Origin of the sequence: Nevskia soli DSM 19509, assembly GCF_000711955.1 — a bacterium.
GTDB lineage: Bacteria > Pseudomonadota > Gammaproteobacteria > Nevskiales > Nevskiaceae > Nevskia > Nevskia soli.
Genome location: NZ_JONR01000061.1, coordinates 1 through 19839, shown reverse-complemented (window position 1 = coordinate 19839; position 19839 = coordinate 1). Strand labels below are relative to the sequence as shown.

The window sequence follows — 19839 nt, the reverse complement described above, 5'->3', positions numbered from 1 at the left end:
GCCGTGGCGCGAACTGTTCTACGTCTATCGCCGCATGGAGGCGCGCGGCGAGATCAGCGGGGGTCGGTTCGTCAGTGGTTTCTCCGGCGAGCAGTTCGCGCTCAATGATGCGGCTGCGTTGTTGCGCAAGGTGGCGAACAGCGAAGCGGCCGACGAGCATGTTTCGATCTCCGCGGCCGATCCTTTGAACCTTGTGGGCATCCTGACGCCAGGCGATAAGGTCCCGCGGCTCCCCGGCAACCGGGTGTTGTTCGAGAATGGGGTGCCGGTGGCGGTGCAGACCGGCGGAGAGGTGCGTTATCTCAGGCCGCTTGATGCGAAGGCGGAGTGGGAGATCAAGAATCTGTTGATCCGGAAGCAGCGGCCGGGCGGGTATTTCGAGCAGCCGCCCAGAGCACAGTAGCCCGGTTGTCTCTCCCCTCCCTCATGAAGTGGCGAGGCGATAGACCAGCGAGCTTCAACAGCAACGGCTACTCCCCCGCCGATAGCGCGAATCCATCCGCTCCCGGAAGAATTCTTCGTAGCTCATGACCGGCTGCTGCGGATGGTGCTCGCGCTGGTGCGCGACATAGCCTTGGTAATCGGGAACGCCCACCGCGAGACGCGCGGTCTGCGCCAGCTTGTGCGCAATGGCGCGCAGCCGGCCGGCGATCATCGGGAGCCTAGCGGATCGGTGCGGCGACATATGGCGTCTCCAGGGCGGTGGGACGATTGATGCGCCATGCCTTCCAGGCCGCGCGGGCGCCGAACAGCAGGGTCAGCACCACCACCGCCACGAAGAACAGCGCCAGCGACGCATCGACGTAATCGTTCTGCACGATGCGCTGCATGTCGGCAATGGACTTGGCGGGCGCCAGCACCTGGCTCTGCGCCACCGCATCTCCGAATTTGCGCGCATGGGCGAGGAAGCCGAGCTTGGGATCGACGGAGAATACTTTTTGCCAGCCCGCGGTGAGGGTGCAGATCAGCAGCCAGAGCATCGGCACGGCCGTCACCCACAGGTAGCGTTCGCGCTTCATCTTGACCAGGGCCACGCTGGCGAAGATCAGCGCCAGGCCGGCGAGCATCTGGTTGGAGATGCCGAACAGCGGCCACAGGGTGTTGACGCCGCCCAACGGATCGACCACGCCCTGGTAGAGGAAATAGCCCCACCCCGCCACGCACAAGGCGGTGGCGGTGAGGTTGGCGGCCCAGGATTCGGTCTTGCGGAACGGCGGGTACGCAGCGCCGACGAGATCCTGGATCATGAAGCGGCCGATGCGCGTGCCGGCGTCGATGGTGGTGAGGATGAACAGGGCCTCGAACAGGATGGCGTAGTGGTACCAGAAGGCCATCATGCCCTCGCCGGGCAGCAGGCCGCGCAGGATCTGCGCCATGCCCACCGCCAGCGTGGGCGCACCGCCGGCGCGGGACAGGATGGTGGTTTCGCCGATATCCTTGGCGGTCTGCGTCAGCATCTCCGGCGTGAGGCTGAAGCCCCAGCCCGAGATCGCCTGGGCGGCGGACTCGACGGTGGTGCCGATGGCGGCGGCGGGGCTGTTCATGGAGAAGTACACGCCGGGCTCCAGCACGCTTGCCGCCACCAGCGCCATGATGGCGACAAAGCCTTCCATCAGCATGCCGCCGTAGCCGATGAAGCGGGCGTTGGCTTCGCTGTCGAGCATCTTCGGCGTGGTACCGGAAGACACCAGGGCGTGGAAGCCGGAGACGGAGCCGCAGGCGATGGTGATGAACAGGAAGGGGAACAGGCTGCCGGCGAACACCGGCCCGCTGCCGTCGATGAAGCGCGTCACGGCCGGCAGCTTGAGCTCGGGCCGTACCACGAAAATTGCCACGGCCAGCAGGGCGATGGTGCCGATCTTGAGGAAGGTGGAAAGATAGTCGCGCGGCGCCAGCAGTAGCCACACCGGCAGCACCGAGGCGACGAAGCCGTAGGCGATGAGCATCCAGGCCAGTTGTACGCCGCTGAAGGTGAAAGCCTTGGCCCAGACCGGATCGGCGGCGACCACGCCGCCCAGCCAGATCGACAGCAGCAGCAGGGCAAAGCCGATGCTGGATACCTCCAGCACGCGGCCGGGGCGCAGGAAGCGCACGTAGATGCCCATGAACAGGGCGATGGGCAGGGTCGCCGCCACGGTGAAGGTGCCCCAGGGGCTGACTGCCAGTGCCTTGACGACGATCAGGGCCAGCACCGCCAGCAGGATCAGCATGATGGCGAGCGTGCCGACCATCGCCACCCAGCCGGCGGCGGGTCCGACCTCGCTGCGGATCATGTCGCCGAGCGAACGCGCATCGCGCCGCGTCGACAGGAACAGGATGACGAAGTCCTGCACCGCGCCGGCGAAGACCACCCCGGCCAGGATCCACAGCGTACCCGGCAGGTAACCCATCTGCGCCGCCAGCACCGGCCCCACCAGCGGCCCGGCGCCGGCAATGGCGGCGAAGTGATGGCCGAACAGGACGTACTTGTCGGTGGGCACGTAGTCGAGGCCGTCGTTGCGCCGCTGCGCGGGGGTGGCGCGGGTGGCGTCCAGGCCCAGTGCCTTGCCGGCAATGAAACGGCCGTAGAACCGGTAGGCGATGAAGAATACGGAAAGCGATGCGGCCACCAGCCACATGGCATTGATGCTTTCGCCGCGATGCAAGGCGACCACCGCGAGGCAGACTGCCCCGATTACAGCCAATGCAACCCAGCCCAATCTGGCTGTCAGCGGCCTCATGCTCTCCTCCGGATTCTGCGATGCGAATTTGGAGAGGAGATTCGGGCCAATAGGGGCCGCGGTCAAGTACTGCCGCGCTTGCGCGGTACGCGGAACCCCGCAGCAACGTCAACGCCTGTGCGGCCCCCCGATTCCTGTCTGAATGAGAGGAGCCTCGCTCAAGATTCCGGGGTGCCCGGCAGCGCAGTGGTGACCACCACCGGGCTGCCGATGCTGACGCCGTTCATCGTGATCGTTGCATTGCCGACCGTAATCCCGAGCAGCTGCAGCAAGGGATCGAGCAGGGCATCGACCAAACCGCCGACGCCGGTCAGGAGGGGGCCGAGCAACGAGGTCAACGTGCTCACCAGGGTATTCGTCAAGGTGCTCACCAAGCCGCCTAGCGCGCCCAGCAGGCCGCTGTCCTTCGTGCTGTCCGTATCGACGGTGAGGGTAAGCGCGCCGAACAGGCTCGAAATGGTGCTCGACAACAAATCCTTCGAATTGATGGTCTGCGGGTTTTCAGTCAACGGAGAAGCGGGCGGTGCATGTGGCGCACCATTTGCCAGGTAGGTAGGCGGACTGGTCGATTGCTGCACGAACTGAGTGACGGGGAAGGGCGGATTCGAGGCCCGAGCCCCGTCTCCCACCGTTATGGGATGCGGCGCCCCCACGTTGACGTTGAGATTGATGCTGCCCAAATTGACCAGGCCCAGCAATAGTTTGGCCGGCCCGAGGGTCACGGTAGTGATGGGCGCCTTGACCGTGGCGAGGTCCGGGCCGGTGCTGATGTTACCCAGGAAGGTGCCGATGCCGACGGTAGCCACGGCGGTATTGGCGCTGAGGCCGGCAATCGGACTTGTACGTACCGGCGGCCCCAGGGTCGGACATTGCAGGCTGTCCAGCCATGCCGTGGCGGGGGCCACGGCGACGTCGATGCCCAGGTTCACCGGACTGATGCTGATGGGAACGGAGATCAGCAGCGACAGCAGGGAAAGCACGCCGTTCAGGACCTGGGTCACCGTATCCAGCGCGGTGACCTGCAAGCGGACCTTCAGGGTGATCTGCGCCGTACTGGCGTGCACCTGGCCGGCGTGGCCCGCCGCGAACACCGGCGGAGCGAGGATGCTGATGAAGACGTCCGCCGTACTGATGCCGGGGATATTGACCGAGACCGGCAGGGCGATCGGCTTGACCTTGCCGGTGGGATCGGCGGTTGCGGCTTCGCCCAGCGCCAGGATCAGGTCGGAGAGGTCGACAAAGGGCACATCGCCGGCCACGGTGTCGATGCCTTGCAGCAGGGTGCCCAGCGGAATGCCGTTCGGATTGGTGGAAGCGGCGGCGAGGTTGCGCAGCAGGCCGGAAACGGTACCGCTGACGGTGCCGCTGAGGGCGCCCACCAAGCCATTCAGCACGTCCGATGCGATCGGCGTCTTGGTGCTCAATGCCAGCGGATTGGAAAGATCCTGCACGCTCACGCCGAGGGCGGTGGCCAGCTGGCCGAGGGAAACGTTGACGTTGGCAAGGCCGCTGGTGCTGCTCAACAGGTCCAGGGCCAGTATCTTGCTCTGGCAGGCCGTATCACCCGGAGCGCAGAGCAGGCCGCCCAGCAGGCCATTGAGCAGGCCGCCGCTGAGGGCGGCCAGCTCGGTGCCGAGATAGAAGCTGCCGACCGCATCCTGCTTGGCGGTGGCGGAGGCCAACAGGGGCGCCGATGTAGCGGTGGGGAAAAAGCTCGCGCCAAACAAGCTCGGCGCGGGAGCACTCAGGTTGACCCGCACGGCCTGGATGTGGGAATCACCTGTCGGCAACGCAACGAAATGCTGCAGACCATCGGCGGCAACAGGGTAACTATTGCCTTTGTCGTCCAGCACCGGAGCACCGCTTGTGCTGTTGACTCCGCCTACCTGTACCGCCGGCGCTCCCCGAATGCCTGTCATGACAGTGGTGGCGGCAGTATCGTTGCCGCCATTATTCGCCGAGATGGCGGCATGCACCGCGTTCCACAAAGCAGAACCGTTGCTGGTGTCGGAGGTCGGAACGCCGCTGTTGCGGCAGCCGCTGGCCAAACTGGCCCCTGCAAGCGCAGCCATGGTCGCCTGCTTCTGTAGGTCACGCTTGGCGTAATAGAGGCGGCCGACATTGATGGCCAGCAACATCGAGATGATCATCGCGACCAGCGCGACGGCGGCGAAAACCGCGGCGGCGCCACGCTGGCGCCGAGGCGTAGAGGACAGACCCGCCCGGCTGCGCGCCCGCTGGACCTGACGAGATGGTTTGGTCTTCATTTCCCGAGCTCCCTTCCAATCCTGTGACGCTGCGCCGCCTGAACGGCCCCGGCGGGGCCGCTTTCAAAATTCCTGCCAGCCTTGCCGAGCACAATCCCCCGAATGCGAAAACTTTCTGGCAGGCATTCAGGTTAAAGCTTATCCAACAGCAGGGAAAGGCAAACTTGACCAGGCGTCAGATGAACGGCTTGTCAGATGCGCCAAGCGGTTCGACGACCCCGATCCAGTGTTCGAATACGGCCTGACTACACCGATATCCGTCTGATGACGGCTCCCTCAGGCGGTATTTTTGCGCCGGTTGCTGCGTCATACTGCTGCCGTCAACCCGCCCCAATCCGCAAGGACGGCGCATGTATATCCTTTACGGCAGTGCGATCTCCGGGAACTGCTGGAAGCCGGCGTTCATGCTGCGCCAGCGCGGCCTGCCATTCCGCTGGGTGGAGGTCGATATCCTCGCCGGCGCCAGCCGCACCCCCGACTTCCTGGCGATGAATCCGAACGGCCGTGTGCCCTTGCTGCAGCTGCCGGACGGCCGTGCACTGGCGGAGTCCAACGCCATGCTTCTGCACCTGGGTGAAGACACCGCCTGGCTGCCGCGCGATGCTTATGACCGCGCCAAAGTCTATGAATGGCTGTTCTTCGAGCAGTACACGCATGAGCCGTCCATCGCCACGGTGCGCTTCTGGGTGGCGTATCTGAACAAGGGCGTCGAGTGGAGCGAGAAGATCGCAGCTACCATGGTCAAGGGCCATGCGGCGCTGGGGGTGATGGAGCGGCAATTGGCGCAAAGCGCCTTTCTCGTCGGGGCGACGCCGACGCTGGCGGATATCGCGCTGTACGCCTATACCCATGTCGCGCATGAAGGCGGTTACGATCTGGAAGGCTATCCGGCGGTACGCGCCTGGCTGGCCCGCTTCGCCGCGCTGCCAGGCTTCGTCGCAATGCCCTGCACCGCGCCAGCGAAGCCGGACTGAGACGCCGGGCTGAATCGTTGCGAATACCCAAAGACGCTGGAGGAGGGAGACATGAGCAAAGCCGCCGCCCGTAGCCACACGTTCACCTGGCAGGACCCGCTCACCGCCGCCGCAGCGGGACTGGGCTTGAGCGGACTCGAATACCTGCGCAAGATGGCCAAGGGCGACTTGCCGATGCCGCCGATTTCGGTGTTGATGAACGTCACCGCGGCGGAGGTCGAGGAAGGCCATGCAGTGTTCACGGCGCAGCCGCTGGAATGTCACTACAACCCGATCGGCCTGGTGCACGGCGGCTTCGCCGCCACCCTGCTCGACTCTGTCATGGCCTGCGCCATCCACAGCCGCCTGCCGCAGGGCCAGGCCTACACCACGCTGGACCTGAACACCCACTACGTGCGCGCCATCACCCTGGAAACCGGGCCGGTGCGGGCGGAAGGCAAGGTGGTGCACCTGGGCGCTCGCATGTCCACGGCGGAAGGCCGGATCATCGATGCGCAGGGGCGATTGTATGCGCATGGCACGACCACCTGCATGGTCTTCCCCGGCGGGCAAAGTCATGGGTGAGGGATCGCGCTTTGGCGATGACTAATGTCATCGCCTGCGATCACGACGAATTCGCCTGGAGCGAATTCGGACCGCCGGAGGCGGGCCCGAAGGGCGCATCCCATGGAAGGGATGCGCAACGCCCGGCCATGGATGGCCGGGCCGGGGGTGGGAGAAGAACACGAGGTCGCGCCAGGGATAGCAGGAAAAGCTTCGACCCCAAGGACGCTTGAACGAGGCCCTCAGCGCACCACACTAGCCCCCAGCAACAGCCGCGCAATGTACTGCCACAACTCCGGCCCCGACTGCGGCGCGGCGGCGGCCTTGGCGCTTTCCTCCGAACGGCGTGAGCAGTCGGCCAGCGCGATGAGGAAATCCGGCACGGACCGGTTTTCCCACACTTCGCAGTTGATTTCGTAATCCTCGGCCAGCTTGTCGAGGAAACGCTCAAGATCGCGCTTGGAGCGGACCTCGATCGCCAGCCGGTACATGGCGTCGGTATGTTCGTGTGTGATGGCGTTCATCGTATTCAATCCGGCGCGGGCGGGGATGTCCGCCCGGCATCGCATTGCTCGGGCGATGAATACGGTAGTTGCCGCCGCCTGCCCTCGGCAGTGGGTAAAATCCACTAGGGGCAAAGCTGCCAGAAAAATCTTTTGATTACAGCGGCTTCAAGATGAAGGCGCACTTTGCTGCGTGGGGTCTTCGGCCTGGTTGCCGATATCCGCCGCCAGCTTCCAGGCGCCGTCCGCGCCGCGCCTCCACACATTGAGATATTTGCCGCGGGCGATCACTTCCTTCGAGGCGGCGGAGCGGTACAGGCGCCACTCGCCCCAGGTCCAGCCGAAGTCCAGCGCGCGGGACACTTCGGCTTGCTGCGGGGTCCAGTCCAGCACCTGCGCCCCGAGACTGTCGAGACGGTCGCGAATGCGCTTGCGCCCCTTTACGGGCGCGGCGTTGGCCGGCAGCTGCAGGGCGTCTTCCGTCATGTTGGCGAAGAATGCGGCGGCGGTGCCCTGCTCCAGCGAGGCGGCAGCGAAGGCGCGGTCGGTCTGCAGCAGGCGCTGCGCCTCCGCCGCCTGCGTCGCGGCGGAACCGGAGCAGGCCCCGAGCAGGGAGGATGCCGACAAAGACACTGCAAGGGTGATTCCGGTCAGCAGGCGCATCGGCGGCTCCTCGGTGGCGCATCGGCGGCGCGATGGGCCTGGATGATTCAGGCCAGCGCGCGTCCCATCAGTTTTTCCAGTACGCGCAGCGGCGCGCTCTGCGGATCGTACAGCCCCGCCACCGGCAGGTGCAGGGTTTGCTCGAACAGGTACTGCCCGCCCATGGCGGCGTGCGAGGTCTGGTCGGAGAAGCAGATCCAGACGCTGCCCGGCGGGAACGGCATGGTCTGCTGCGGCGCGTTCTTCTGGTAGTCGGCGTCGGCCTTCATGCGGTCGTGCAGTTGCAGCATGGTGTGGTCGTATTCGCTGCGCCGCGACTTGGTGATCCGCAGGGTGCTGAGCACTGCGGCAGCACCTGGAAGCTGGCGCGGGATTTTCGGCAGGAAGCGCTGTGCCATGTCGGCGAAGGGCTCACCCACCCGCCACACCCGCGGCTCGCCGCGCGGGTTGACGTTGGCGAAGACGCGCAGGATGCGCTCGCCGCGATTGGGCCGCGAGGGAAATGCATCGACGTGCAGGCGGCTGTCGTCCTTGCGCCAGGAGCTGGCGCGGCCGGCCACCGGCATCGGCCGGAAGCTGGCGCGGGCCAGCCGCAGTTGCGTCGTGTAGTGCGGCAGCAGGTGCCGGATCAGGCCCACCGCGCGCTGGTGGAAACGCTCGACCAGATGGCGCAGGTCTTCCAGGTCGGAGGCATTGCCCTGGGCGCCTTTAATCGCCTTGCTGACCGGGTCGTAGCTGATGTTCTTGGCCTTGCGGTCCGACCAACGCGGATCGAGAAAGCGCTTTTCCCGCTGCTGCAGCTCGAAGCGCAGGCGCGGCAGGAACAGCACTTTGCCCGCTTCCAGGGCCGCCGCAAGCCGGCGCGATTCGGCATCGCCCGGCTGCGGCGCCCAGTCCGCGATATCCAGCGTTTCGATCTGGCTCATGGGGAGATGCCGGGAGTCGGGAATGGGGAATCGGCGACAGCCATCACCTGTGCGCTTCTCCGATTCCCCATTCCCGCCTCACGCCTTCTGCTTCAGCAGGTCGCGGATTTCAGTCAGCAGCACTTCCTGCGCGGGCGTGGCCGCGGGCGCGGCATCGAGCCTGGACTTGAAGCGGTTGATCGCCTTGATGAAGAGGAAGATGACGAAGGCCAGGATGACGAAATCGAAGGTGTTCTGGATGAATTTGCCGTAGGCCAGCAGCACCGCCGGAGTCTTGCCGTCGGCCGAACCGTCGCGCAACGTCACCGCCATGTCGGAGAAGTTGACGCCGCCGGTGATCAGGCCCAGCAGGGGCATGAAGATGTCGCCGACCAGCGAAGACACGATCTTGCCGAAAGCACCGCCGATGATCACGCCCACGGCGAGATCGACGACGTTGCCCTTCATGGCGAAATCCCTGAATTCCTTCAAGATGCTCATTGCCCCGACCTCCTTTCATGGGTGACGGGCGATTGTAGCCTCAGCGCCGGCATCACGTCAGTTGCCGATGTCAACGAGCGCCGGCGGCCAGCTCCAGCCCCTGCCGGTAGAAGCGCAGTGCTTCCTCCGGCTGCTGCGTCTCCTGGCACAGGCGCGCCAGGTCGAGGTAGCCCTGCGGCGTCGGCGCCGCCTGCACCCCCGCCTCGAGGTAACTGCGCGCCTTGCCCCACAGCTTGTTGGCAAGGCAGACACGCCCGGCGAGCAGCAGCAGTTCCGGCCGATCGCCGTGCTGTACCAGCCACTGCTCGACCGTGGCGAGCTGGGCGATGGGATCGTTGGCGTGCAGCTTGCCATAGAGCAGGGCCAGGTCGGCATCCCACTCGCGCGCGAGGATCTGCCCGATCAGGGCCAGCGCCTCGGCGTCGGCATTGAGTCGCGCCAGGCCGTGCAGGTACACGCGGCGCAGCTCGGGATGATCCTGGTAGGCGCGCGCGCCGTCCCATAGTGCCTTCAGCTGATCCAGGTGTGCTCCGGTCACCGCGGCCTGCATCAACTCGCTCAGACTGCGCACCGACAGCATGTCATAGCGCGGCGGGTCGAGTGCGCTGCGCGCGGCCGGCTCGGCCAGCAGCTGGCGCAGCGGCTCCCATTCGCCCAGGGCGTTGTAGCTGTCGGCCAGCAACTCGATGGCGAAGGGATGATTGGGGTCGCGCTCACGCAAGCGCAGCGCGGTGGTGCGGGTGGAGGCGTATTCGCCGCGCTTGCGCTGAAGATCGCCACCGGAGAGCAGGGTGGCGAACTCGTGCTCGGGCTTGTTCAGCGCCGCCAGCCGCAGGTACTGGTCGCGCCGGTCGATGGCGCCCTGGCGCTGCGCCGCGCGCGCGGCGGCGAGGTAGTTGAGGTGGGTGGCGTGGTGGTCGCTGGCACGCCGCACCAGCTCCGCCTCGGCGCGCTGCCAGTTGCCTTCGAACAGATTGAGCAGGCCGGCCTCGAACGATTCGCGCGCGCGGTCCTGGCGGCGCCGGTCGATGGCCTCCCGCACATTGCCCGGCAGGCGGATGGCCAGGCCGAACAGCTTCAGCACCAGGTAGACCAGCAGGAACCAGATGGCCACGCCCAGCACCAGCACCGCCAGCGAGGTTTCCACCACCCAGGGGCTGTAGTTGATCAGCACATAGCCGGCATCGGGATGCAGCAGCAGGATGCCGGCGACGCCGGCGATCAGGGCCAGCAGGATCAACAGGACGAGGATCATGATCGGAGTCGGTCTAGCGCGGCATGGCGTCGAGATAGGCGCGCAGCAAACCGACGCTGCGACTCAGGTCCGGCAGCGGCGGATCCAGCTCGAGCCCGCGCAGGCGCTCCAGCTCGGCGCGGGCGGCGCTGACCATGGGATCTTCCGCGCGATAGTAGTCGCCCAGCCACTGCACCGCCGAATCGAGCGCACTGCGGAAGCTGGCGGTGTCGCCCAGCAGCAGCGCGGCGCGCGCCGATTCCAGTTTCAGCGCCAGCAGCTGCTTGACCAGCGCTTCCTGCTCCGGCGGCAGCAGCCGGTCCACCGGCTTGTCGGTGCGATGGACGATGAAGATCTGGCTGAACACTTCGTGCAACGAGGCCCAGAAGCCGCCGCTCCAGCCCGGGCTGAAACTGCGCGGCGTTTCCGGCAGCGCCGTCGCCGCCTTGGCCACCCCCGGATGCTCGCGCAGCGGCAGGGCATCGGCACGGGTGATCAGGCCGGACAGGTTCAGCGCGGCGGCGCCGCGGTCGGCCAGCGGCACCGCCAGCAGGGCGGCGCGCTCATCGGCCACCGCCTTGCGCACCTCGAACAGCCGCGGCTCGGCCAGGGCCGAGAGCCGCTCCTCGGCCTGCTGCAGGGCGGCGATGGCGCCGCGCGCATCGTGGGCCAGCTGGGCGCGGTCGTTGGCCAGCAGCAGCAACTGCTCCACCGCGATCAGCTGGGCGCGGGTGCGGCCGCCCTTGATGTCGGCGGACAGGTGCGCCAGGGTCTGCTCCACATCCTCGTTGTGGCTTTGCAGCTTGGCCACGTCGTCGGTGTTCTGGTGCAGGGCGTCGGTAAGGTCGGATTGGCGTTCGCGCAGCTGCTCGATGCTGCTCTGCGCATCGCTCAGCTGGTGGCTCATGCGGATCAGCAGGGCTTCCTGCGCAGCCACGGTGTCCTCGGTCTCGTGGTTGGCATGCCACACGCGCCAGCCGCCGTAGCCGGCGGCGGCCAGGGCGAGCAGCACCAGCACCAACAGGAACACCACGCCCCAATAGGAGCGCCGTGGAGGCGGGACCAGCACTTCGTTATCCGTCATTGGGGCCTGTTAACCATCATTCCCGGTGCCAGCGTTCCAGTAGTTCCACGTATGCCGCGTCGGAGACCCGCGCCGGCAGCAAGGGCATTTGTGTGAATCCCGCGGCGCGCGCTTTTTCTATCATACGCGGCGAGGGCAGGGCCAGTTGCAGCGAGAGCAGTCGCTCACGCCCCGCGGCAGGCGTGATCGCCAGCAGATGTGCCAGCGCCTCGCCGCTGGAAACGATTGCCACCTGGCTCGCCGCGATCGCCTGCGCCACCACCTGCGGCGCATGCGCGACCGGTACGCGCCGGTATACCGCCAGCACTTCGACCTCCGCGCCGCGCGCGCGCAGGCCCTCGGCCAGTTCCGGCAGGGTGTTGTCGCCGGTGACGATGAGGATGCGGCTTGCGGCCGGCGCGGCGAAGCGCGGATCGGCCAGCAGGCCGGCGGCGCCGTCCAGCCCGGACGGCACCAGCGCCCCGTCATGTCCGGCCTCGCCCAGCGCGGTGGCGGTGGCGGCCCCGGCGGCGGCCAGGCTGGGCCAGGGGCCGGCGTCGAGCAGCGCGGCCCGCCGCGCGGCGTTGGCGCTGGTGAAGATCCAGTGATCGTAGCCGCGCGCCTGGCGCAGCCGCCCTGCCGTGGCAGCTTCGTCCCCGGCCGGTTCAATGGCCAACAGGGGCAGGCGCTGCACCCCGGCGCCAGCCTGCTCCAGCAAGTCGCACAGGCCTTGCGCCTGGTGCGCCGGCCGCGTCACCAGCACGCCCAGGCCGGCCAGCGGACGCTTCACGCGCCCCGTTCCACTTCGACCCCGAGCGCGGCGAGGATTTCGCCCGCCCCGGCGGCCAGGAGGTGTTCGGCCAGGGCGGTGCCGATGTTCGACGCATCGGCTTTCCTGCCTTCCAGCGCGGCGCGCACCACGCGGCTGCCGTCCGGCGCCGCCACCAGGGCGTCCAGGCGCAGGCGCGAACCCTGCAGCACCGCATGGCCCGCCACCGGCACGGTGCAGGCGCCGCCCAGGCGCGCATTGAGCGCGCGCTCGGCGGCGAGGCGGGTGGCGGCGCCGGTGTGGTGCAAGGACGCCAGGCATTGCCGCGTGGCGTCGTCGTCCTCGCGGCATTCGATGCCGATCACGCCCTGGGCGATGGCGGGGACGAAGACGTCCACCGCGAAGCTTTCGCTGATGCGCCCCTGCAAGCCGAGCCGCAGCAGGCCGGCGTGGGCCAGCAGGATGGCATCGTACTGGCCTTCGTCGAGCTTGCGCAGGCGGGTGCCGACGTTGCCGCGCAGTTCCTGCAGCTTGAGGTCCGGACGCAGCAGCCGCAGCTGGGCCTGGCGGCGCAGGCTGGAGCTGCCGACCACGGCGCCGGCCGGCAGCGCGGCCAGGCTGTCGTAACGGTTGGAGACCAGTGCATCACGCGGGTCTTCGCCGCGCAGGAAAGCGGTCAGGCACAGGCCGGGGGGCAACTGCGACGGCACATCCTTCATCGAATGCACCGCGATGTCGGCACGCCCTTCCAGCATCGCCGTTTCCAGTTCCTTGACGAACAGGCCCTTGCCGCCGACGGTGGCGAGGCTGCGGTCGAGCAACTGGTCGCCGGCTGTGGTCATCGGCACCAGCTCCACCGGCAGCGCCGGGTGCGCTTCGCGCAGCAGGGCTTTGACGTGGTGCGCCTGCCAGAGTGCCAGCGGGCTTTCGCGGGTGGCGATGCGTAGGGCTTTCAAGGGTTGGGGGCTTGGTGTGCGCCGGCGCGCAGATTCGGCGCACAGTTTACCGGAGCGCCGTTACAGCCGGGGTGCCGCGCGCGGCCCAGACCCTAATCCAGGTCTTCTTCGCTGCCGTCGTCGGTGAGGAAGCGGCGTACTTCGGCCAGGCGGCGGCGGCTTACCGGCAGCAGGGTCGGCGCATGCCGCACCCGCAGCCAGTGCTGCGACTCGTCGGTCTTGCCGCGCTCCAGGCCGGCGATGAAGCGGGTTGCCACCAGGGCCTTGCGGTGGACGCGGAGGAACCAGGGGGAGAAGTCGTCCTCCAGGGTCTTCAGCGACTCCTCGATCAGCACCTCGCCGTGCAGGTGGCAGACGGTGGTGTATTTCTGGTCGGCGAGGAAGTAGACGATGTCGTCCACCGGCACCCGCACCAGGCCCTCGCGGGTGGTGGCGAGCACGAATTCGCGCTTCGGCCGCGCACCCGGGGCGGCGCTGGACACCGGCTTCTGCGCGCGCGACAGCTTGCGCACGCGCTGCAGGGCCTCGCGCAGCTTTTCCTTGCGCACCGGCTTGAGCAGGTAGGCGTCGGCCTGGGCGTCGAAAGCGGACAGGGCGTGCTCGGGGTAGGCGGTGATGAAGATGATCGCCGGCGGCATCTCCTCCTCGGTGATGGCGCGGGCCACCTGCAGGCCATCGACCATGCCCATGCGCACGTCGAGCAGGACCACGTCCGGCTCTTCCTCGCGAATGATTTCCAGTGCGCTTTCACCGTCCCCGGCCTCGCCCACCACCTCGTAACCGGGGAATTCGGCGATCAGGCGGCGCAGGCGTTCCCGCGCCAGGGGTTCATCATCGACGATCACCACTCTCATACCGCCTCTCCTGGCTCTCCGCTGTGCTGTACGAACGGCAGCCGCAGCCGCGCGCGAAAGAACGGGCCGAACTCGCCCTGATCCTGACCCAGGATCAGTTTGGCACGGTCGCCGTAGATCAGCTTAATACGCTGCGCGATATTGTTCACGGCGGTCCCCGTCCCCTCTGTGTGCGGCTCTGCTTCCTGCGGTGGCACCGGGTTTTCCACGTCCACCACCAGGTAGCTGCCTTCGCGGCGTCCGGTAACGTGCAGCATACCGCGTGCGCGCAGCCTTGAAACCCCGTGATGCACCGCGTTTTCCACCAGCGGCTGCAGAATCAGGCGCGGCAGTTCGGCGTCCATCGCCTCGGCGGTGATTTCCCAGTTGACCAGCAGCTTGCCGCCGAGGCGGATTTCCTCGATGCGCAGGTAGCCCTTCACCACCTCGATCTCCTCGCGCAGCGTCACCAGACGCTGGCGCGAATCGAGGCTGACGCGGAACAGGTCGGCCAGGTCCACCACCATTTCCTCGGCCTTGTCCGGCTTGGTGCCGATCAGCTCGGCCAGGCTGTTGAGCGAATTGAACAGGAAGTGCGGACGGATGCGCGCCTGCAGCGCCAGGTAGCGCGCCTCCAGCTCGGCGCGGGCCTGCTCCTGCCACTGGTGGCGCTCCCAGAAATAACGCAGCAGCAGCAGCGAGACGATGGCGCTGATCAACAGGTTGCGGATGGTGAAAGGCCAGGGCGTATCGCCCAGGGGCACCCCCAGGCTGAGCCACAGGTCCAGATACCAGGCGACCAGGCTCAGCACCAGGGTCACCAGCAGCAGCAGGCCCCAGCAGGTGAAGAAGACGATGCCCACCTGCGCCAGCTTGAGCCAGCGCCGCGCGGCGCACAGCACCGCCGCGCTGCACAGCACGATCCATTGCAGGAACAGCGACAGCGAGACGAAGCGCAGCTGCGCCGCCTCGCTGCCGGCGGTGCTGGCCAGGGACAGCACGATCACGATCAACTCGATCACCGCCGCCAGCTGCACCAGGGCGCGCCCGGTGCAGAAGTTGGGGATCAGCGAGGCGTCGGTATGAGTCCTGACTTGATATTGCTTCATGTGGTGTCCAGCCTAGCCGAAGTCGCGCTCAGCGCCTACCGGAGCGGCGCCGACGATGGTCGTTCCGTCACAATTCGTCCGCGCAACCGCAATGACCGCGCCCGGCCTGGCGGAACTATTGCCCTGGCGGAAGCCTTACAATTCTCCTCCCGAGCGACACCGCCGGCACCAGCGACCCGTCATGAGCAAGCCAGATCACCCCCAGTCCGAACAGCCCGGGACCAAGTCCAACCAGAAGCTGTGGGGCGGCCGTTTCGCCGAGTCCACCGATCAGCTGGTGGAAGCCTTCACCGAATCGGTCAGCTTCGACCGCCGCCTGTGGCGCCAGGACATTGCCGGCAGCCAGGCCCATGCGCGCATGCTGGCCAGGGTCGGCGTGCTGACGGACGCCGAGGCCCAGGCCATCGTCGGCGGGCTCGACGCGATCCATGCCGAGATCGCCGCCGGCAGCTTCCAGTGGCAGCAGGCTCTGGAAGACGTGCACATGAACATCGAATCCGCGCTGACCGCCCGCATCGGCGACGCCGGCAAGAAACTGCACACCGGCCGCAGCCGCAACGACCAGGTCGCCACCGACCTGCGTCTCTACACCCGCGACGCCATCGACGAACTTGCCGGCCTGATCGAGTCCCTCGCCGCCGGCCTGCTCGACCTGGCCGAACGTGAAGCCGACAGCGTCATGCCCGGCTTCACCCATCTGCAGATCGCCCAGCCCGTCTCCTTCGGCCACCACATGCTGGCCTGGCGCGAGATGATCCTACGCGACCGCGGCCGCCTGCTCGACGCGCGCAAGCGCGCCAACCTGCTGCCCCTGGGCAGCGCCGCCCTGGCCGGCACCGTCTATCCGATCGACCGTCACTACGTCGCCGGGCAGCTCGGCTTCGACGGCCCCACCGAGAACAGCCTCGACTCGGTCAGCGACCGCGATTTCGCCATCGAATTCTGCGCCGCCGCTTCCTTGCTGATGGTCCACCTGTCGCGCTGGAGCGAAGAGCTGATCCTGTGGAGCAGCCCCATGTTCGGCTTCGTCAAACTGCCGGACCGTTTCTGCACCGGCAGCTCGATCATGCCGCAGAAGAAAAACCCCGACGTGCCCGAACTGGTCCGCGGCAAGACCGGCCGCGTCATCGGCGACCTGCAGGCCCTGCTGGTCCTGATGAAGGGCCAGCCCCTGGCCTATAACCGCGACAACCAGGAAGACAAGCAGCCCCTGTTCGACGCCCACGACACCGTCGCCGCCTGCCTGCGCGTGTTCGGCGCCATGCTACCGAACCTTACCGTGGAACGCGAAACCTGCCGCGCCGCCGCTTCCAAAGGCTTCTCGACCGCGACCGATCTGGCCGATTACCTGGTCAAGAAGGGCCTGCCGTTCCGCGATGCGCATCATGCGGTCGGCGCTGCCGTCGGCTATGCCGTGACCAAGGCTTGCGATCTCGCCGATCTTTCGCTGGATGAGCTGAGGAAGTTCTCGGCGCTGGTTGAGCAGGATGTGTATGAGCGGCTGACGCTCGATGGTTCGTTGCGGGCGCGCAATCACTATGGGGCGACTTCGCCGGAACAGGTCAGGGCGGCGATTGCACGGGCAAAAAAACAGGCTGAACGCCTCTAATACTTGAAATCAAAGCACACCTTGCGAGTCGCATGCCCCGTTCTCGGCATCAAGTCACTGACGCGCAAACGCGCTGGCGGTGCGGATTTGGGGCGCACACGTAGTTGCATCAGGTGTGAGCGGTCATCGGGGTCCCCGCGCGTAGCGTGGGGGTTGCTTCCTCATCGACGCGGTGACGGTCGATGCGCAGGCGTTTTGGCCGGAGCCTTCGGCCTGGGCCAGCGTCAGCTCGGTGATGGCGATGCCGGCGATGGGCAGCGGGCGCAGCTGGTTGGTGGCGGGAGCTGATCGGCGAGCCAGCCAGGCCCGGCAAACGCGGGCCGACGCCGAAGCTCCAGCAGCAGATCGAGCGCATCGGGCAATTACCCAAGCCGAAGCAGCGCTTCGTGATGGAGGTTTTGGATAGCGTGCTGGCACAGGCCGCGCGCTGACCCCGCAGCAGCAGCTAAGAAGAAAAATAGCCCCGCTGGACGGGGTTGGGGGAGGTTTCTCTACGGATTAAGCAGGTAGCGGCGAGCACCGTTTGCGCATGGATGGTCGGCGCCGTGCTCGGCGCGTCAAGGGCAAGGTGCACGGCCTGGCGGCCGCCCTTGACCCGCCTGCGACGCGGCGCTGCATCGGTTTTTGCGTATTCCGACGTTAATCGGCCACTGATTCCGAGGTAAATCGGCCACCTGTTCCGAGCCAAATCGGCCGGGTAATCCGGAGTCAATCGGCCACCCCTTCCGGTGCTGTGACGCGGGACCACCGTTCCTGCACGCTTGCCGCTTTTTTGATCAAGGCGAGCGATGCCCAAAGAAAGGTTGTCCATGCGCAAGATTCGAGAGATTCTCCGCCTCACTGCGGCCGGGCTGTCGGCGCGACAGATCGCCGCCAGTGTCGGGGTTGCGCGCAGCACCGTGGCCGATTGTTTGCGGCGGGCCGTCCAGGCCGGGGTGGTCTGGCCGTTGCCGGCCGGCCTGGACGAAGTCGAGCTGGAGGCTCGGTTGTACCCGCCGCCGTCGGTGCGCGAAGACGCCGTACCGGTGCCGGATTGGGCCAAGCTGCAGACGGAACTGCAGCGCAAGGGCGTGACGCTGTTGCTGCTGTGGCAGGAGTACAAGGCGGCGGTTCCGGCCGGCTACCAGTACAGCCGTTTCTGCGACCTGTACCGGGCCTGGAGTCAGACCCAGGACCTGGTGCTGCGGCAAACCCACGCTCCCGGTGACAAGTGCTTTGTCGACTACGCTGGCCAGACCGCCGAGGTGATTGATCCCAAGACCGGCGAAATCCGCCCGGCCCAGGTCTTCGTCGCCGTGCTGGGGCATTCCAGCTATACCTATGCCGAGGCCACCTGGACGCAAAGCGCCGCCGACTGGTGCGGCTCGCATGTGCGCGCGCTGGATTTCTTCGGCGGGGCTCCGGCGGCGTGGGTGCCGGATAACCTGAAGGCCGGAGTGGTCAAGCCCGACCGCTACGATCCCGATCTGAATCCGGCCTATCGGGATCTGGCCGAGCATTACGGCGTGACCATCCTGCCGGCGCGCGTCCGCAAACCGCGCGACAAGGCCAAGGTGGAAGTCGGCGTGCAGGTGGTCGAGCGTTGGATACTCGCGCGGCTGCGTCATCACACCTTCTTCAGCCTGGCCGCGCTCAACCAGGCCATTGCCGTCCTCGTTGCCGAGCTGAATCAAAAGTCTTTCCAGAAACGCGACGGCAGCCGTGCCTCGGTGTTTGCTGCAGCCGATGCGCCGGCCCTGCGGCCGCTGCCGCCAGATACTTACGAATACGCCGCCTGGAAGAAGGCCAAGGTACATCTGGACTATCACGTCGAGGTCGAGCGCCGCTACTACTCGGTGCCGCATGCCTTGGTGGGCAAGACCGTGACGGTGCGCCTGACGGCGCAGGCAGTGGAGATTTACCATCGCGGCCAGCGCGCGGCGGCACATCTGCGCAGCCCGCTTCCAGGTACGTTTACCACGCTGGCGGCGCACCGCCCGCAGCGCCATCAGGCGATCGTCGATCTGTCGCACGAGAAGCTGCTGCGCCAGGCCGAGGCCATCGGGCCTGCCACCGCTGGCGTGCTATACGCCCAGATCCATGCGCGCCGGCACCCGGAGCATGCGCTGCGCGCGTCGCTGGGCATCCTGCGTCTGGCGCGGGATTTCTCATCCGAGAAGCTGGAAGCGGCTTGCGCCCGGGCTTTGGCGCTCAAGAGCACCAGCTACCGCGCCATCCGCGCGCTGATCCAGGCCCCCACCGCTCAGACCGAACTCACGCTGTCCCTGCCCGAGCACGAAAACCTGCGCGGGTCGTCCTACTACCACTGAAACGGAGTCGTCCCACTTATGCTGCAACAACCTCTAATCACCCAACTCCAGGCCCTGCGCCTGCGCGGCATGGCCGCCGCGCTGGAGCACCAGCAGACACAACCCGACGTGGCCGCCTTGTCCTTCGGGGACCGGCTGGGCCTGCTGATCCAGCATGAACTCGCCGAGCGTGACTCGCAGCGCCTGCACCAGCGCCTGCGCTGGGCCAAGCTGCCCTTGGCCGCCTGCTTGGAGGACCTGGACACCAAGACCGCGCGTGGCCTGGACCGCGGGGTGCTGGCGCAAGTGACAGACCTGTCCTGGATCGCCCAGCATCTGAACGTGCTGGTCACCGGTCCTACCGGGGTGGGCAAGTCGTACCTGGCCTGCGCCATCGGCCATGCCGCTTGCCGGGCCGATCGCTCGGTGCGCTGCTATCGGCTGCCACGGCTGATCGACGATCTGGCCCGCGCCACGGCCATGAACAACCGCTCCAGCTTTTTCCGCAATCTGGCCAAGGTCGATCTGCTGGTGCTGGATGATTTCGGCCTGGCCCCGCTGGCCGAGTCCACCCGCCGCGACTTGCTGGAGATCCTCGACGACCGCTACGACAAGAAGTCCACGCTACTCACCAGTCAGCTGCCCGTGGAGCAGTGGCATGCCTATCTGGGTGATCCGACGCTGGCCGATGCCATCCTCGATCGACTCGTCCACAACGCCTACAGGCTCGCGCTCAAGGGCGATTCCATGCGCAAACGCCAAGCCAAATCCTTGACTGCGCCAGCCGCCGCCGCTGCATAATCCAACGCCCGTTTCACAGCACCGCCAGGGGTGGCCGATTGACTCCGGATTACCCGGCCGATTTGCCTCGGATTTGGTGGCCGATTTCGTCGGATTGCGCA

19 protein-coding genes are annotated in these 19839 nt (G+C 66.8%); 6 read left to right on the top strand and 13 right to left on the bottom strand.

Annotated elements, in window-relative coordinates; translation table 11 throughout:
* The coding region (locus tag BP26_RS30180; RefSeq protein ID WP_029922626.1) for an Lhr family helicase at window positions 1-403 on the top strand (403 nt) is incomplete at its 5' end.
* A 54-nt stretch (window positions 404-457) separates the two neighbouring features.
* On the opposite strand, the gene BP26_RS0121510 is transcribed toward BP26_RS30180, so the two are convergent.
* The 3 genes from BP26_RS0121510 to BP26_RS0121500 form a co-directional block, all read right to left on the bottom strand.
* The gene (locus tag BP26_RS0121510) at window positions 458-655 is read right to left on the bottom strand and encodes a YbdD/YjiX family protein (RefSeq protein ID WP_051749276.1); all 198 of its coding nucleotides are present in this window, start codon (window positions 653-655) and stop codon (window positions 458-460) included.
* 7 nt (window positions 656-662) lie between these two features.
* Entirely contained in the window at window positions 663-2720 is a 2058-nt protein-coding gene (locus BP26_RS0121505; protein ID WP_029922624.1) for a carbon starvation CstA family protein, read from the bottom strand.
* 158 nt (window positions 2721-2878) lie between these two features.
* Window positions 2879-4987, bottom strand: coding sequence for a Tad domain-containing protein (locus tag BP26_RS0121500; RefSeq protein ID WP_084183316.1), 2109 nt, complete (start codon window positions 4985-4987; stop codon window positions 2879-2881).
* 350 nt (window positions 4988-5337) lie between these two features.
* Between BP26_RS0121500 and BP26_RS0121495 the strand changes: the two genes are divergently transcribed.
* Both BP26_RS0121495 and BP26_RS0121490 read left to right on the top strand, forming a co-directional pair.
* Window positions 5338-5961, top strand: a complete 624-nt coding sequence (locus BP26_RS0121495) for a glutathione S-transferase family protein (RefSeq protein WP_029922622.1) — start codon at window positions 5338-5340, stop codon at window positions 5959-5961.
* Between the two features lie 51 nt (window positions 5962-6012).
* Complete coding sequence (locus BP26_RS0121490; protein WP_029922621.1) at window positions 6013-6525, top strand: PaaI family thioesterase; 513 nt, start codon at window positions 6013-6015, stop codon at window positions 6523-6525.
* A gap of 221 nt (window positions 6526-6746) precedes the next feature.
* Here the strand turns inward: BP26_RS0121490 and BP26_RS0121485 are convergent, their stop codons facing one another.
* From BP26_RS0121485 to BP26_RS0121440, 10 genes are all read right to left on the bottom strand, one after another.
* Window positions 6747-7028, bottom strand: a complete 282-nt coding sequence (locus BP26_RS0121485; protein ID WP_029922620.1) for a DUF7660 family protein — start codon at window positions 7026-7028, stop codon at window positions 6747-6749.
* 147 nt (window positions 7029-7175) lie between these two features.
* Complete coding sequence (locus tag BP26_RS0121480; protein ID WP_029922619.1) at window positions 7176-7670, bottom strand: YybH family protein; 495 nt, start codon at window positions 7668-7670, stop codon at window positions 7176-7178.
* Between the two features lie 47 nt (window positions 7671-7717).
* The gene (kdoO, locus tag BP26_RS0121475; protein WP_029922618.1) at window positions 7718-8596 is read right to left on the bottom strand and encodes a Kdo hydroxylase KdoO; all 879 of its coding nucleotides are present in this window, start codon (window positions 8594-8596) and stop codon (window positions 7718-7720) included.
* 78 nt (window positions 8597-8674) lie between these two features.
* Window positions 8675-9076: a large-conductance mechanosensitive channel protein MscL gene (gene mscL / locus BP26_RS0121470; protein ID WP_029922617.1), complete on the bottom strand. Its 402-nt coding sequence runs from the start codon at window positions 9074-9076 to the stop codon at window positions 8675-8677.
* Window positions 9077-9146: 70 nt separating this feature from the next.
* Window positions 9147-10331, bottom strand: a complete 1185-nt coding sequence (locus BP26_RS0121465; RefSeq protein ID WP_029922616.1) for a heme biosynthesis HemY N-terminal domain-containing protein — start codon at window positions 10329-10331, stop codon at window positions 9147-9149.
* A 13-nt stretch (window positions 10332-10344) separates the two neighbouring features.
* Window positions 10345-11394 carry a uroporphyrinogen-III C-methyltransferase gene (locus tag BP26_RS0121460; RefSeq protein ID WP_029922615.1) on the bottom strand — a complete coding sequence of 350 codons (1050 nt, stop codon included), beginning with the start codon at window positions 11392-11394 and terminating at the stop codon, window positions 10345-10347.
* A 16-nt stretch (window positions 11395-11410) separates the two neighbouring features.
* Window positions 11411-12163 carry a uroporphyrinogen-III synthase gene (locus tag BP26_RS0121455; RefSeq protein WP_036517600.1) on the bottom strand — a complete coding sequence of 251 codons (753 nt, stop codon included), beginning with the start codon at window positions 12161-12163 and terminating at the stop codon, window positions 11411-11413.
* Window positions 12160-13098, bottom strand: a complete 939-nt coding sequence (gene hemC / locus BP26_RS0121450; protein WP_029922613.1) for a hydroxymethylbilane synthase — start codon at window positions 13096-13098, stop codon at window positions 12160-12162. The genes BP26_RS0121455 and hemC overlap by 4 nt, the downstream gene beginning before the upstream one ends.
* Before the next feature lie 92 nt (window positions 13099-13190).
* Window positions 13191-13952 (bottom strand): LytR/AlgR family response regulator transcription factor, encoded by a 762-nt coding sequence (locus BP26_RS0121445; protein ID WP_029922612.1) that lies wholly within the window; start codon window positions 13950-13952, stop codon window positions 13191-13193.
* Window positions 13949-15040 carry a sensor histidine kinase gene (locus BP26_RS0121440; protein WP_051749275.1) on the bottom strand — a complete coding sequence of 364 codons (1092 nt, stop codon included), beginning with the start codon at window positions 15038-15040 and terminating at the stop codon, window positions 13949-13951. The genes BP26_RS0121445 and BP26_RS0121440 overlap by 4 nt, the downstream gene beginning before the upstream one ends.
* A 181-nt stretch (window positions 15041-15221) precedes the next feature.
* Between BP26_RS0121440 and argH the strand changes: the two genes are divergently transcribed.
* From argH to istB, 3 genes are all read left to right on the top strand, one after another.
* Window positions 15222-16649 carry an argininosuccinate lyase gene (gene argH, locus BP26_RS0121435; protein WP_051749274.1) on the top strand — a complete coding sequence of 476 codons (1428 nt, stop codon included), beginning with the start codon at window positions 15222-15224 and terminating at the stop codon, window positions 16647-16649.
* An 809-nt stretch (window positions 16650-17458) separates the two neighbouring features.
* Window positions 17459-18958: an IS21 family transposase gene (gene istA / locus BP26_RS0121430; RefSeq protein WP_029922609.1), complete on the top strand. Its 1500-nt coding sequence runs from the start codon at window positions 17459-17461 to the stop codon at window positions 18956-18958.
* A gap of 18 nt (window positions 18959-18976) precedes the next feature.
* Complete coding sequence (gene istB / locus BP26_RS0121425; RefSeq protein ID WP_029922608.1) at window positions 18977-19738, top strand: IS21-like element helper ATPase IstB; 762 nt, start codon at window positions 18977-18979, stop codon at window positions 19736-19738.
* Window positions 19739-19839: the final 101 nt, after the last annotated feature.